15 protein-coding genes are annotated in these 15223 nt (G+C 52.0%); 6 read left to right on the top strand and 9 right to left on the bottom strand.

What is annotated here, in order from left to right; genetic code table 11:
• Positions 1–3 precede the first annotated feature (3 nt).
• The 4 genes from BM025_RS02765 to dctP all read right to left on the bottom strand — a co-directional run bounded on the left by BM025_RS02765 (position 4) and on the right by dctP (position 4179).
• Complete coding sequence (locus tag BM025_RS02765; RefSeq protein WP_085847020.1) at positions 4–1251, bottom strand: malonyl-CoA decarboxylase; 1248 nt, start codon at positions 1249–1251, stop codon at positions 4–6.
• Complete coding sequence (locus BM025_RS02770; RefSeq protein WP_085847019.1) at positions 1248–2564, bottom strand: TRAP transporter large permease; 1317 nt, start codon at positions 2562–2564, stop codon at positions 1248–1250. The genes BM025_RS02765 and BM025_RS02770 overlap by 4 nt, the downstream gene beginning before the upstream one ends.
• Before the next feature lie 2 nt (positions 2565–2566).
• The gene (locus BM025_RS02775) at positions 2567–3127 is read right to left on the bottom strand and encodes a TRAP transporter small permease (RefSeq protein ID WP_085847018.1); all 561 of its coding nucleotides are present in this window, start codon (positions 3125–3127) and stop codon (positions 2567–2569) included.
• A 65-nt stretch (positions 3128–3192) separates the two neighbouring features.
• Positions 3193–4179, bottom strand: a complete 987-nt coding sequence (dctP, locus tag BM025_RS02780; RefSeq protein WP_085847533.1) for a TRAP transporter substrate-binding protein DctP — start codon at positions 4177–4179, stop codon at positions 3193–3195.
• A 134-nt stretch (positions 4180–4313) separates the two neighbouring features.
• Between dctP and BM025_RS02785 the strand changes: the two genes are divergently transcribed.
• On the top strand, positions 4314–4970 hold the full coding sequence (locus BM025_RS02785; protein ID WP_085847017.1) for a GntR family transcriptional regulator: 657 nt from the start codon (positions 4314–4316) through the stop codon (positions 4968–4970).
• A gap of 63 nt (positions 4971–5033) precedes the next feature.
• Here BM025_RS02785 and phnE (BM025_RS02790) read toward each other — a convergent pair whose 3' ends face one another.
• From phnE (BM025_RS02790) to BM025_RS02815, 5 genes are all read right to left on the bottom strand, one after another.
• Entirely contained in the window at positions 5034–5840 is an 807-nt protein-coding gene (gene phnE / locus BM025_RS02790; RefSeq protein ID WP_085847016.1) for a phosphonate ABC transporter, permease protein PhnE, read from the bottom strand.
• Positions 5837–6637, bottom strand: coding sequence for a phosphonate ABC transporter, permease protein PhnE (phnE, locus tag BM025_RS02795; protein WP_085847015.1), 801 nt, complete (start codon positions 6635–6637; stop codon positions 5837–5839). Before phnE (BM025_RS02795) ends, phnE (BM025_RS02790) begins: the two co-directional genes overlap by 4 nt.
• Positions 6634–7449 carry a phosphonate ABC transporter ATP-binding protein gene (phnC, locus tag BM025_RS02800; protein ID WP_085847014.1) on the bottom strand — a complete coding sequence of 272 codons (816 nt, stop codon included), beginning with the start codon at positions 7447–7449 and terminating at the stop codon, positions 6634–6636. Before phnC ends, phnE (BM025_RS02795) begins: the two co-directional genes overlap by 4 nt.
• Positions 7450–7513: 64 nt before the next feature.
• Positions 7514–8470 carry a phosphate/phosphite/phosphonate ABC transporter substrate-binding protein gene (phnD, locus tag BM025_RS02805; RefSeq protein ID WP_085847013.1) on the bottom strand — a complete coding sequence of 319 codons (957 nt, stop codon included), beginning with the start codon at positions 8468–8470 and terminating at the stop codon, positions 7514–7516.
• Positions 8471–9282: 812 nt separating this feature from the next.
• A complete protein-coding gene (locus BM025_RS02815) occupies positions 9283–10368 on the bottom strand; it encodes an ABC transporter ATP-binding protein (RefSeq protein WP_085847012.1) in 1086 nt (361 codons plus the stop codon).
• A 106-nt stretch (positions 10369–10474) separates the two neighbouring features.
• On the opposite strand from BM025_RS02815, the gene BM025_RS02820 reads away from it, so the two are divergent.
• The 5 genes from BM025_RS02820 to BM025_RS02840 all read left to right on the top strand — a co-directional run bounded on the left by BM025_RS02820 (position 10475) and on the right by BM025_RS02840 (position 15212).
• Positions 10475–11170, top strand: coding sequence for a GntR family transcriptional regulator (locus BM025_RS02820; RefSeq protein ID WP_085847011.1), 696 nt, complete (start codon positions 10475–10477; stop codon positions 11168–11170).
• A complete protein-coding gene (locus BM025_RS02825; protein ID WP_085847010.1) occupies positions 11167–12129 on the top strand; it encodes an alpha/beta hydrolase in 963 nt (320 codons plus the stop codon). The genes BM025_RS02820 and BM025_RS02825 overlap by 4 nt, the downstream gene beginning before the upstream one ends.
• A gap of 22 nt (positions 12130–12151) precedes the next feature.
• A complete protein-coding gene (locus BM025_RS02830) occupies positions 12152–13408 on the top strand; it encodes an ABC transporter substrate-binding protein (protein ID WP_085847009.1) in 1257 nt (418 codons plus the stop codon).
• A 74-nt stretch (positions 13409–13482) separates the two neighbouring features.
• Positions 13483–14382, top strand: coding sequence for a carbohydrate ABC transporter permease (locus BM025_RS02835; protein ID WP_085847008.1), 900 nt, complete (start codon positions 13483–13485; stop codon positions 14380–14382).
• Positions 14379–15212: a carbohydrate ABC transporter permease gene (locus BM025_RS02840; RefSeq protein WP_085847007.1), complete on the top strand. Its 834-nt coding sequence runs from the start codon at positions 14379–14381 to the stop codon at positions 15210–15212. The genes BM025_RS02835 and BM025_RS02840 overlap by 4 nt, the downstream gene beginning before the upstream one ends.
• Positions 15213–15223: the final 11 nt, after the last annotated feature.

Raw genomic sequence — 15223 nt, forward strand, 5'->3', positions numbered from 1 at the left:
TTTTTAAGTCTGTGTTATTGTGGTTGAGGCAGCCAAAGTTTGAACTGCGGCAGAGGCCACGACCTCTTTGGTGTTTGCAAAACGTTCGTGATTTTGCGCCACATTGTTTAGGTCGTAAAGATAGTTCACCATTGTCCCGCCAGATTGGGCGCGCCCTTTGTCGGAAATATCGGCATCCCCATGCACAGCGTGCACAATCGCGCCATTACCCAAGTGGAACCGCGCAACAGGATCATACGGCACACCACCACGCCCCTTTGCTGTCAAAAGATACGACGCGGCAAGCGTTTTCAGATCTTCAGGTACAGCATCGGACCAATCGATACCTTGCGCTGTCAACCACCGCGTTAAGTTCGGAATAGGGGACAGAGTCACAAAAGTCTCAAGCCCTGACAATTCAGCCGACAAATCAGACGCGACCTGTTTGATCAAAGAGTTGCCGAACGAAATACTGGCCAATCCCGCTTGGCAGTTTGAAATCGAATAGAATACAGCTGTGTCTGCTTGATCTGCCGGCAAAGGTGCGCGATCTTCGGCCAGAACATTTTGTACCGATCCTGGAATACCTTGGGTCAAAGCGACTTCGACAAAGATGAGTGGTTCATCAGGCATAGACGGGTGGAAAAAGGCAAAGCATCGCCGATCACTTGGCTCAAGGCGTCGACGCAAATCGCTCCAACTGTGAATGGCATGCACAGCTTCATAAGCTGTTATTTTTTCCAAAATACGTGCAGGGCTTTCCCAGTTGATTGGTCGCAGAACCAAGAACCCACGATTAAACCACGAGGCAAATAAATGCCTAAAGTCCAAATCCAGCGCCTCAAGCTGTGGGTCTTTATCGCTCAAGCGCAGCAAATCGGCCCGCATCCGCACCAAGGCCGCCGTGGCCCCCGGCACACCGTTTAAGCGCCGGATCAATTCTTGACGTCGTGGTTCTGCGGCGGATGCAAAAGCGCGGTAAGATGCTTTTGACGGTCCATTTTTATAGGCCACCAACGTGTCACGCACAGCTTCGGGGTCAATGTTCATGGCCGTGGCAATATGGTTGAAAAATGCCAGTTTTTGCGCATCATCCATCGCCTCAAACGCAGATAGAATATCTGACGCCAAAGCCAAACCAGAGGTTTCTCCGGCCGACCCAACAAGCGCTTCGGCCAACTCTTCAATTGGACGATTGTCATGCACATGTTGAGATCGTTGCCTGTATCGTCGCTCAAAGACGGTCGATAAAAGATCAGCAAGCAGTGTCATATTGCAGCTCCCATAACGACATCAGGCAACCATGTGGCCAATTCAGGAAAGACGCACAACAAGAAAATCGCCAAGATCATACAAGCAACAAAAGGCAAGGATCCCGTCAAAATCGTCTTAAGCGAAATGTCCGGCGCAATGCCATTGATCACATAAAGATTAAGCCCGACAGGTGGTGAAATCAGACCTATTTCCATGTTGATTGTCAAAACGACGGCGAACCAAATCGGATCAAATCCTGCCGTTGTGATGATCGGTAACAAGATTGGCGCAGCCATCAAAATCACTGCAACAGGCGGCAAGAAAAAGCCCGCTATCAGCAAAAAGACATTGACCGCAATCATCAAATACCAACGGTTCACGTCCAAGGTGCCAATCCATTCGGCGATAGATTGCGTGATATAGAGCGATGATAACATGTAAGAAAACACACCCGCCGCTGCGACGATAAACAGGATCATCACGCTTTCTTTTGTGCTGTCGCGCAAAACAACCCATAGATCACGCGGATGCCAAAGTTTGTAAATGATCACCGCAATCAGCAGACACAAAAGAGCGCCAACAGCCGCAGTTTCAGAGGGCGTCGCGATACCACCATACATGGCATAAAGCACGCCGACGATGATCGCCAAGAATGGCAAAACACGTGGCAAAATTTCAAAGCGTTCTTTCCACGTGTAACTACCAGAACTGAGCAATGCAGCGTCGCCTGATTTCCATGTGGAATACAAAGACCACGCCATGAACAAAACCACCAACAAAATACCCGGAACGACGCCAGCCAAAAACAAGCGTCCAATCGAGGTTTCGGTGGCGATGCCGTAAACGATCATGGTCACAGACGGTGGGATCAAAATACCCAGCGTTCCGCCCGCAGCGATAGACCCTGCGGCCACGCCATCAGGATAGCCACGCTTGCGCATTTCGGGGATGCCCATTTTGCCAATAGCAGCACAGGTCGCGGGCGACGATCCTGACATCGCAGCGAACAAAGCGCAGGCACCAAGATTGGCCACAACAAGCCCGCCGGGCACACGCGTCAACCAACGTTCAAGCGCTTCATATAAATCTGCCCCTGCCCGCGTCGATGCAATGGACGACCCCATGATGATGAACATAGGGATCGATAAAAGCGCAAAGTTATCCAGCTTGCCGAATAGAATCTCAGGCAAAAGTTCAAGCGAACGCGCCCCATCGAAAACAATCAGAAAGCCTGCGGACACAATCAAAAGACCGATCGCAACAGACACACCAGAGAACAACACAAAGATGGTGGCCAGCGCCACGATCCCGCCAAGAAGAAGAGGGTCCATAGTTATGTCTCCAGACCAAATGGTTTTTCGCTGCCAAGCAAAAGGGCGACAAAATCAGCAATGAGTTGTAGTAAAAACAGCCCAAACCCGACCGGAATTGCGAGGTAAGGAATCCACAAACGCACCCCCCAAACTGTGTCGGAATGCCATCCTTTGGCCCAAGCAAAGTGCCAGTATTCAAAGCCGTACCAAACCATCACGATCATGATCGAGATTGACAAAATCGAGGTCAAAATAGCCATATAAAACCGCGCGCGCGGGGCGAGCATAAGTGGGATAAGATCAACGTTCACATGACCGCTCAGCAACTGCACATAGGGCAGTCCGATCAATGTGGCAGCGATGACCAAATAAATCACAGCTTCGGTTTGCCATATGGTCGATCCGTTCAAAACAAATCGCACAAATATCATCTGACAGGTGATCGAAACAGCGGCGACAATCATCGCAGCCGAAGTCCAGCCTGCGAGTGTCGATAGACCTGCAACGCTGCGCAAAAAAAGATTGTCGCCGGCGGTGGAGCGTGAGGGGGCGACGGGGGGCGTGCTGCCGTGACCAGACATAGATGCCGTCCTTGTATTTTCAAAGTTCAAAGGAATGGGACGGCACAAAGCCGCCCCACATAAGGTCACTCAACAGCAAGCGCGAGATCCAGCAGCGTCTGACCATCAGGGACGTCTGCAACGAATTGTGCGTAAGACGTCGTTTGTGCCAGTGCACGCCATGCTTCGAAATCCGCAAGGGACATTTCAGCAATTTCAACGCCAGCGTCCTGAAAGACTTGTGTCGATGCTGCGTCTTCTTTTTTGGCCTCTTCAAGATAGAAAGCCTGTGCTTTTGCAGAGGCCGCGATCAGGGCCTCTTGCTGCGCAGCGTTCAGCCCTTCAAAGGCAGATTTATTCATCAACATCGGCTGATACATGAACCACAACGCAACATCCGCCGCAGGGGTATAGCAGCTCACTTGCTCATAAATTCGGTAAGACACAAAAGACGAAGACGACGTGTTCGCAGCGCTCAAAACGCCAGTTTGCATCGCGTTGTAGATTTCAGAAGACGCCATTGACGCGATAGACGCCCCTGCCCCTGCAAGCATTTGTTCAAACGCTTTGCCTGCTGCGCGGGTTTGCAACCCTGCCACGTCTTCGGGTTTGGTGATGCATTTGTCTTTGCCTGCAAATCCACCAGCCAAATAACCATGCACCAAAACCATCACATCATCTTCGGCCATCTTGGCCTCAAGCGCATCCATAAAGGGCGACTCGCTCAGACGGGCGGCATGGTCGTGGTTTTTCACCAGACCAGGCATCAATGTCAGATTGTAAGATGGCTGCTGCCCGCCCGCATAGCTAAGCGGCAAAACGGTCATGTCCAGTTGGCCACGGCTGAGCGGCTTGTACTGCTCACGTGGTTTGAACAGAGATTTTGAACCAAAAATTTTGATTTCCAAATCCACATCTGCGGCAGCAACATCATCTGCAACCATCTGCGCGACTTTGTGTCGGATATCTTTGTTAGACCATTGATGCGACAACCGCAATTCGGTGGCGTTTGCCACGCCAGAAAAGGCCATCAATGCAATCACGGCACCAGTAGTGAGCAACTTCATATTCATATCTTCCTCCCATTGGGTTCCTTGTGAAAACAAAAGAACCTTTGCCAGCATCGCCAGACAGAATTCAAAGTCAAGTTTTTTGTATACAATAAATTTAATATTGCGCACCATATATCCATTTGGTACTGTTTATTATGGATATTAGACGCGCTGACATCATTGCTGACGCCCTAGAAGAACTGGTTTTTTCCGGCACCTTTCAGGATGGAGATCGCTTGGACGAAATCAAATTGTCCAAACAATTTGACGTGTCACGCACCCCCATTCGAGAGGCTTTGCAGCGTTTGGTGAACTCTGGTTTGGCCGAACAATTCCCAAGGCGTGGTGTGTTTGTGCGACAACCTGGTCCCGTCGAATTGATGGAAATGTTTGAAACGATGGCCGAAGTCGAAGCTGTCTGTGGCCGCTTGGCAGCAATGCGCATTTCCGATGCTGCGATTGCTGATCTTGAGGCCGCAAACCAGCGATGCCAAAAGGCCATCGATCAAAATGATGCTGATTTATATTACCGTGAGAATGAGCGTTTTCATCACATTATCTATGCTCAATCAGGCAACGCCTTTCTGGAAGGCGAGGTGTTGCGGCTGCATAAGCGGCTTAAACCCTACCGTCGCATTCAGCTTAGGCTGCGTGGCAGAATGGCACAATCTATGGACGAACACATTCAAGTCGTAGATGCGCTCAAAGCAGGAAACACTACTCTTGTGGCGCAAGTCCTACGGGATCATGTCGCGATCCAAGGTGAAAAGTTCCACCATTTGATGACGAGCCTGAGGACCGCAGCACAGTAGCCAAGGGCACTGCCGCAAACGCATATGCCCGTAGGCATATGCAAAAGCTCCGACCACCAATCTCTATATAATGGCCTTGCGCACTTGGGCGGAAACCCATTCACTGACAACAACAGTTGCAAGGATAAGGATCAAGATCACCAAGACTTGATCCCAAGCCAAAATCGCGAGAGACGCATTCATTTTCAGTCCCAAGCCACCAGCGCCTACAAGGCCCAAGATGGCACTTTCACGGATATTGATGTCCCAGCGAAACACTGAAATACTCCACAAAGCAGGCATAATTTGCGGCACAATCCCGTAAGTTAAAACTTGCGTGGGGGCCGCCCCTGTTGCGGTGATTGCTTCAATTTGACGTGGGTCGGTTTCTTCGATCGCCTCGTACAAAAGCTTGCCGACAAAACCGATAGACCGCAGTGCAATGGCGATGATTCCAGCCAACAAACCGGGGCCGATAATCGCCACCAAAAGCAATGCCCAGATCAGCGAATTGATCGACCGAGATGTCACAATGATGAACAAAGCGATAGGACGCAAAATCGTGGCCGAAGGCGTGGTGTTGCGTGCCGCCAAAAAGGCAACAGGAATGGCGATCAAAACACCGCCAATGGTGCCCAAGGTCGCAATGTTGAGCGTGTCCCAAAGGGGCTTCATCAGTTCGGGTAAATAGCCCCACTCAGGGGGAGTCATGCGGCTGCCAATGTCCAGCGCCTGCGCGGGTGCATCCCACACAAAAGCCCAAATCGTATCTTGCGACATGATCCGCCAGCACCATACGAACAGAGCGACCAAGGCGAACCAGCCCAACCAAAGAAACAGGCGATGTTTCGGGGTGCGATACGTCCAATCGGACGAAGATATATTGGTCATTGCAGGAACTTTCGCAGATAGCTTGAGCTGTATTCAGCCACCATAACGATGGCGATGATGATCAACAGGATGGCCCCTGCACTGTCATATTCGTAGCGATCAATCGCCGTGTTCAACGTGGCCCCAATGCCGCCCGCGCCCACGATGCCGATCACAGCACTTTCACGAAAATTGATATCGAGCCGATACAAAGACAGGCCAATCAACCGTGGCATAATCTGCGGCTGCACCGCGTAGTTTAACATTTGAAACCATGAAGCCCCTGTGGACCGGATCGCTTCGACCTGTGTCTCATCTACCTCTTCAATTTCATCAGCCAACAGTTTGCCGATAAAGCCGATGGTCGCAAAAGACAGGGTCAAAAAGCCCGCGAAAGGACCAAACCCGAACATCGCTACAAGGAAAATCGCAACGATCAACTCTTGCAATGAGCGGCTGATCGCGATGACCGCACGACAAAACAGATAAACAGGGCGCGGCACGATATTACGCGAAGCGCCTATCCCGATGGGGATGGAAATAAGCACACCCACGACGGTCGAAGTCAGCGTCATAGTCAGGCTTTCAATCAAACCTTGGCTGATGTCGCCCCAACGACTGGTGAAATCAGGTTGCAAGAACCCCATGACAAATCTTTGCCCACGTTCCAAACCCTCAGAAACGCGCATCCAATTGACCTCAACCGACCCAACGGCCAACACCAAATACACCAGCGCAGCGATTTGCACCGCAATGCGCAGACGTCGATCAGGGATGATTTGTGGCGGGCGTCGCCATGTGGTTGGATAACTGCTCATGCCAAAACCTCGGCAACTTTTGGAACCACCACAGGCGTATCATCAGCATCATCGTCGTTACCGACAGGATTCCAATCTTCGGCCCCATAAATTTCGGTCAAAACCGCTTCGCTCAAACCGTCAGGTGCGCCATCAAAAACAACCCTGCCCGCGCGAAGCCCCACAATGCGCTGCATAAAGGCCTGCGCAAGCGGCACATCGTGAATGTTCACAATGGCAGGCAGATCGCGTTCAGCACAAATTTCGGTCAACAACCGCATGATTTGACGGCTGGTTTTAGGATCAAGGCTGGCAGTGGGTTCATCCACCAACAACAGATCGGGGTCTTGCATCAAAGCACGCGCGATTCCGACACGCTGACGTTGTCCACCAGACAGGGCATCGGCGCGCTTGTCGGCATGTTGCAACAGACCAACACGATCCAACAGCTCATAGGCGCGTTGAATATCGCGAGGTTCATATCGGCGCAGCCAACTGCGCCAGAACGAAACATACCCAAGTCGCCCCGACAGGACGTTTTCCATCACAGTCAAACGTTCCACCAAGGCGTATTCTTGAAAAATCATACCAATTCTGCGGCGTTGATGACGCAACTCTGAACGGCTGAGTTTCACCAAATCAACATCGCCCAACCAGACCTCGCCCGAGCTGGGTTCAACCAATCGATTGATACAGCGAATAAGAGTGGATTTCCCCGCGCCCGATGGCCCGATCAATCCAATCAATTGTCCCTTTTGGACATCAAGCGACACATCGCTCAGGGCCGTATCACCAGTTTTGTAAGTCTTGGACAGCCCATTCAATTTAAGCATGCAGGTCGCTCCGAAATGCGACAGGCGAGCATCAGCCCGCCTGTGTTAAAGATAAATGCCGAGTTTATTGGCAATTGTAGGAAACGCCGTTTGCGTCATCGATTTTGCGGATCACTTCCCAGTCTTTTTTGAATGTGATTTCGATGAATTGCTCTTCGCCGCTTTTGCCGAATTCTTCCGCAAGAGCAGACCCTTCCCAATCGAAAGAAAAGAAAGCTTCTCTAACTTTTTCTTGCAATTCAGGTGTTAGGTTGTGCGCCATTCCGTACCCCGTGGTAGGGAATGTTTGTGACGTGTAAAGATTTTTGAATTGGTCAACCGTGACCACATCGCGTTCGATCATCCGCGCCATGACTGAATTGGCAATTGCTGCAGCTGGGTAATCTTTGTTCGCGACACCCAAGATTGAATTGTCGTGCTTGCCAGAAAACACAGGTTCGAAATCTGTGCCAGCTACCATGCCAAAATCAGCTTTTAAGATCGCGGAAGGCGCTTTGAAACCAGAGTTGGATGTTTCCGTTGTGAAAGCCAATTGGCCGCCCTTGAGGTCTGCGATCTCTTCGATGCCTGAACCAGGGTATGTGATGATTTCCATCTCATAACCAAAAGACCCGTCTTTCGCGGCCATCATCGCAAAGGGGCGCAAGCCGCCACAAGCAACGGCCAAAGGGTTTGAGCCAGTGTTGAAACCGGCAACGTGCAAACGGCCCGCACGCATCGCCTCGATTTGTGCTGCATTGGATTGCACAGGGAAGAACTGAACCTTTTTGCCGGTCACTTCGCTCATGTGATCCAGAAAGCCAGCCCAAACTTCGGCGTAAACTGCGGGATCTTCAACTGGTGTATAAGCAAAGATCAAGGTCGACGGATCAATCAAATCGGCAGCATCTGTCGGCGTGTCTGCAACAAGATCGCCGTCGGTGTCAGTGTAACGATCGCTCAACTGAAAGTCAGCGAAAGCAGGCACAGTCATTGCGGTAAAAAGGGCAATCGCAGAAGTCGCACGTTTGAGATATGTCATTGTTTATTCACTATCCATGTTAATTTCGATGGCACGTTCAAGCTGGCTTTAGTTAATCGGTTGGCTGGGCAAAGATCACTCTGATCTGCACCTTAGATTTGATAGTTTGCACAATGATAATCTGTCAAGCGGGACATCTCGCACATGCAGCATTAACAGGTTGATTTCACAAAACTTTTACATAACCCGATTGCAATTTCAAGATACAAATAATCCATGCAATCAAAGGTATCGCGCTTGCCCGCCGTCCTCCACTCATGTCAGTATTTTTGGTGGGGTCTTTGACAAATTTTGGGGTGCCTTCGAACTTCAAAGCGATCAAATTTTGATACGCCAAACCACTTTGGTGCCTCAAATTGACGTTTCATATTTGGATAGGAAATTGTGCCTGTTCAGCATGCGTAAAAGTGCTCTGCAGCCCCAATAGCATCACGCGACAAACATAGTTATACGAGTGTATTCGCTTAGTTAGGGCCGCCATCGCAACTTTAATCAGACTGCACAGCATATGAATTATCGAGGCCACACAACACGCCAACGAGACCGGCATGTCCGGTTTTGCAAAACGCATGGGCCATATAAAAATCGTGCACCCGTGAGGCGCGTGTGCCGTAAGAAACTGATGGCTACAGGAAGACGTGAAAGCCCACAAAAAGACTTCGCAGGCCTTTTAAGTAGAAAAAATCTCTATGCAATATATTTTAAGTCCTCTTCAAATAAAAAGCTGCATCGCAGCAATTTACAATGCGGCAACGCAGCGCTTCATTCACAAAAAGTCCCAATTCCAAGGATCGGACAACACCACGAAATGCTTATGACGTGCTGTCTGTTTCAATCCGGTCACCTGTCGCGGCATCGAACACATGCAGTTTCATACGATCAAATTGCAGCGGCAAATCCATCCCACGCGCGACAGGGTCTTCGGGGCTCAAACGAACCACAGCCATCGCTCCCGCGATGCGGGCAGACACCATCGTATCAGAGCCCAAAGGTTCGAAAACCTCGACCTGTGAAACGAAATCTGAGACCTCTGCAAGACAAAGCCCGATCGCTTCAGGGCGCGCACCAAGATGCACTTTTTGCCCGTCCTGTGCATCAATGCGCTTAAAGGGCAGACGCAAGCCATCGATCTCAACAAAGCTCCCCTCTGCTGCTTGGCGCACAACACCGTCGAACATATTCATCTGCGGCGACCCAATAAATTCGGCGACAAACCGCGTTGCTGGCCGTTCATACAACGTCAAGGGGGGCCCCTCTTGCAAGATGCGTCCGTCTTTCAAAATCACGACACGGTCCGCCAACGTCAGCGCTTCGACCTGATCATGAGTGACGTAAATCGTGGTGCGACCAAGAAGCCCGTGCAGACGCTTGATCTCGGTGCGCATCTCAACTCGCAACTTGGCGTCAAGGTTTGAAAGCGGTTCATCAAACAAGAACGCAGACGGGCGCCGCACAATCGCGCGCCCCATCGCCACACGTTGACGTTGCCCGCCCGAAAGCTCTGCAGGGCGGCGATCCAACAACTTTTCAATCTGCAACATCTGCGCGGCTTCAGCGATCAGACTCTTACGATCCGCTTCGCTGACTTTACGCATTTTAAGGCCGAAACCGATGTTATCAGCAACGCTCATATGGGGATAGAGCGCGTAATCTTGAAACACCATTGCGATATCACGGTCACGCGGCTCAACCGAATTGACGACTTTATCCCCGATCAACAAACGCCCCCCCGTGATGTCCTCAAGCCCTGCAACCATCCGTAAAAGCGTGGATTTCCCGCAGCCAGAAGGACCTACAAGTGCAACAAATTCTCCATCCTTGATTTCAAGGTCAATCCCGTGGATTGCCTTTACGGCCCCGTAGTTCTTTTCAATCTTATCTAGCGTGATCGTGGCCATCCGCCCTCTCCTCCCGTTTTGACGGCACCCCGAATTTGGGCTTGCCAGTTCACATTAACTTCTATTATCGTTATTGATAATGATATCATAAAGCAAGTGAGTCGACATGGCCGCAGAGAATTTTCCAAACACAACGCCCCAAAAACTGGTCCGCACGACCAGCGCAAGACGGTCGTTCCATATCTACACCAGCCTTCAGCGTGAGATTGTGTTGGGAATGCTCGCACCACGTTCAACATTACTTGAGTTGGAATTGGCCAATCGGTTCGAAGTCAGCCAAGGGACAGTGCGCGAAGCACTTTTGCTGTTGCAAGAAGAAGGCTTGGTCCACCGCCAACCGCATCGCGGCACCACAGTCGCAGATTGCCGGGCTGAGGATGCAGAAGAGCTTATCCGCCTGCGCCATGACATCGAATGTCGGGGGGTAAAACGCGCCATAGCACGCCAAGGCAATGCCTTGGCAGATCGGATGCGCACGCATCTTAGCGCGATGCAAGAGGCCGCAGATGCCGGCGATGAATACCTGCTGTCCGTGCACGACCGCGCATTTCATTCAGAGCTTTTTGCCTGCGCAGACCTGCCGCCTGTCCAGCCAGTTCTGGCCCGCGCGTTGGTGCATGCACACCGGTATAAAATCCTACATCCGGCCCAAAATCGCGACCTAAAAGACACGGCCAATCGGCATCTGGCGATCATCGATGCACTGGACGCAGGGGATGCAGACCAAGCGGCTGCGGCCCTGTCCCGCCACATCACAACCATCGTCGATTTCGGCCCAAACATATTGGCAGAAGATCTATGAGCCGTCCGTCTTCGCAAATGAAAACGATCCTTGATCGTCTCGCGGTTGAAGATGCCGGTCTTCCCGATCCGACCCTGTGCCCTGCGCATGAGGGCCGCAAACAGGCGGAGGCTGCGAATCTGCGTTGGAATGTCGATTTGCCAGATATGGAACGGATAGAAGAAGTTCATGTTTCCGGCTCACAAGGCGATATCCCTTGCCGGATTTTGACCCCAAAAGGCACGCCACGAGGCACGATTTTGTTCATCCACGGAGGCGGTTGGGCATTTTGTTCAATGGCGACACATGAACGCTGCGCCCGAGTTCTGGCAATTGAAGCACAAGCAACAGTCGTGATGTGTGATTACCGTCTTGCCCCCGAGCACCCCTACCCTGCAGGTCTGGACGATTGCACCGCAGTTTGGAGGGCGCTGGCACAGGCGCAAGCCCCGTTTAGCACAATAAAAGGCCCGTTTGCACTATCCGGTGACAGCGCAGGCGCGAACCTTGCGATGGGGGTGATGCTTGACAGCGGCCCTAAACCGGATTGCGGCCTGTTGTTTTACGGCGTTTACGATACGGATTTTGCGTCGCCCTCTTATATTGACGCGGCGCAAGGGCCCGGACTGACGCGAGATAAAATGTGCCGCTATTGGGATTGGTATGCGGACGCCGCCCAGCGCCTTGCCCCACAAGTCGCACCAATGCGCGCTAGTGATGCGGCCCTAATGGCGCTGCCGCAACTTTATCTTAACGCCGCAGAAATTGATCCGTTGCGATCGGACACAGAACGCTTGTTCGCGCGGCTTTCAAAACTGGGCCGCAAAGATCGCTTTCATCTACATGGCGGCGTTGTTCACGGTTTTTTGCAAATGACCACCGTGCTTGAGGAGGCACGATTGGCTCTTGGTTCTGCGGGGGCAGCGTTCCGCGCTTTCACCAAGGAACCGCCCCACGACCAAACGGAAAACGATGACTAAAACACTATAGGGAGGAGACACTATGACACATTCAAACAAGGACACGGCACCAACAGCTTGGGCTAAGACACTCAAAACCCTTGCGATGGGCCTGCTTGCCAGCACCGCGATAGCATCGGGCGCACAAGCACAAGAGGTGAACTTTTGGTATCACTTCGACAATGCTGATAACCCGATGTCTGCGCTCGTTGAAAAGTTCGAGGCGGAAAACCCAGGCATCACGGTGAACGCAGAAAACGTTCCGTGGAATAGCTATTACGATCAGCTTTATACCTCAATCGTTGCAGGCACAGGGCCGGATGCGGCGCTGGTCAAACTCAACGCGCAACCGCGCCTGATCGAGATGGAAGCACTTGAACCACTCGATGCGTGGATTAACGGCTGGGGCGGCAAGGCCGAAGTACAAGACAACCTGTTCACTTTGACCGCAGCCGCAGATGGGTCGCATTATTATCTGCCCGTGCAATATGTGGTGCTCTATCTCTACTACCGCACCGATATGTTCCAAGAACTGGGCCTGACCCCGCCCACAACCTGCGACGAGTTCCGCGATGCGGCCAAAGCACTGACCCGCGACACAGATGGCGATGGCCATACCGATGTCTACGGTTTCGGATTCAGGGGCGGCAAAGGCGGGCATGACCATTGGGCCAGCCTGACCCTAGCCCGCGACGGCGTGGGCTTTGGCAAAGGCGAATTGACTTCTGAAGCAGGCGTTGCCGGCACGCAGTTTGTGCTGGATCTATTCCAAAAAGATAAGGTCTTTCCACCCTCAGCACCCAACGACGGTTTCAAAGAAATCATCGGTGCCTTTCAGGGCGGTCAGACTGCTATGACGATCCACCACATCGGCTCTTCTGCAGGAATGGTTGAGGCGCTTGGCGACAAGGTATCAGCCGTACCTGTGCCTGAATGCGGCGGCGGTCATTGGACGTCGTTCGGCGATGAAAGCACGGCTGTTTTCTCTGCCGCGCAAGACAAAGAAGCCGCTTGGAAATGGATCAGCTTTCTGTCCAGCCCGATCAACAACGCAGAGTTCAACAAGGCCACAGGGCAGCTACCTGTGACCAAAACCGATAGCGCCAATTGGGATGGCCACGCGGCACGGTTCGTAGACGCGACTGTGGCTTCTCTGCCTTTTGCAGAGTTGCTGCCCAACACCAGTGAGACAGCCGACTTCGCCAATACCGTTTGGCCGGTTGCGATGCAGCGTGCCTTGATCGGTGAAATTTCAGCCACTGAAATGAACGCCGAAATCGACGCTCTGTACAACAAGTAACCTCCCTGACTGGCGGGCCAACGCTATGGTCCGCCATTTTTAACTGAAAGCCCCCCTAAACCGGAAGACAGCCCATGTCCGTCACGACCGTCCCACCGGTGCCATTGTCGCGCCGCGTGCTGCCCCTTGTCATGCTTTCGCCCGCCGTTCTGGTGACGTTGGCCATCGTGTTTTTGCCTATGGTACAAGCGCTCTGGATGAGCCTGCATGACTATGTCCTGTTCCGCCCCAAGAACTTTGATTGGGTCGGGTTGAAAAATTTCGTTACCGTTTGGAATGATCCTGTCTTTTGGACATCGTTGCGCCATACCGTGATTTGGATCGCGATTACCGTACCTGCGCAGATGCTCCTTGGGCTCGCTACGGCACTATTGCTGAACCAAAACTTTCCTTGGCGTGGTCTTGCGCGGGCGCTGGTGATTATCCCTTGGGCGCTGCCCTCTGTCGTAATCGCGCTGATGTGGGTCTGGATTTACGATTCAAACTTTGGCGTGCTGAATGATCTCATGCTGCGGTTCAACTTGATTTCCAGTGCCATTCCGTGGCTCGCCGATCCTGACACCGCGCTTTATGCAATTATTCTGACACTGACATGGCAGGGCTTTCCATTCTTCGCGGTGATGATCCTTGCCGGGCTGCAATCAATTCCGAGAAGCTATTACGAAGCCGCTTCGATTGATGGCGCATCACAGGCCCGCCAGTTCTGGCACATCACGTTGCCGGGTTTGTCAGGGGTTTTGATGACAGCCACTTTACTGCGGGTGATTTGGGTCGCGAACTCGATTGACGTCATCTACGTGATGACAGGCGGTGGGCCGGGATATTCGACATATACATTGCCGCTTTACGCCTTGGTGAAAGCGCGCACAGGTTTGGATTACGGATATGGTTCGGCGTTGGCCGTCAGCTTTACCCTGCTTCTTTTGGGCTTCGTGGTTCTATACTTGCGCCGCGCAGGAAGGAACATCGCATGATGGTTCGCAACACCTCACTCATCCGTAGAATTTTGACAGTTGATCTGCCTGTGCTGTTGATTTTGATCTTTACCCTTTCACCCTACCTTTGGATGGCGCTGACATCCGTGACGCAAGAAAGCAAGCTGTTCACCCAAGGCCCCTCGCTAACGGGTGCGACATTGGAAAACTATCTGCGCTTGTTCAAAACGGTGGGCTTTGGGTCCAATCTTTTGGACAGCTTCATCGTCGCTGGCGGCACCGTGGTCGTCGGTCTCGCGCTGTCTGTTCCCGCGGCCTATGCCTTTTCAAGGTTCAGATTCAAAGGGCGCCGCCTTTTGATGCTTCAGTTTCTTGTAATCAATATGTTCCCTTTGGTGCTGTTGATCCTGCCACTGTTCATCTTGATGAAATCGCTTGGGCTGGTGGACACCTATTTCGCGCTGATCATCGCCAATTCAACCGTGGCGATCCCGTTTTCGGTTTGGATGATGACCAGCTATATCGATGGCATTCCACGCTCTCTTGATGAAGCGGCCATGACCGATGGGTGCAGCCGATTTGGGGCTTTGTTCAAAGTGGTTCTGCCGCTTTGCACCCCGGGGATCATCGCGACGGGCGTCTATATTTTTATCACTGCATGGAACGAATATCTCTATGCGCTCACCCTTGGCGGGCGCAACATAAAACCGATCACCGTCGCAATTCAGACCCTCATTGGCGAGTACCAAGTCGAATGGGGTCTTTTGACAGCGGGCGGTATTGTTGGCGCGATGCCAGCCACGCTTTTGTTCCTCTTCATACAAAAACGCCTGATCGCAGGCATGACCCAAGGCGCGGTCAAAGGATAAGGACCTTTATT

Origin of the sequence: Pacificibacter marinus, assembly GCF_900109555.1 — a bacterium.
Classification (GTDB): Bacteria; Pseudomonadota; Alphaproteobacteria; order Rhodobacterales; family Rhodobacteraceae; genus Celeribacter; species Celeribacter marinus_C.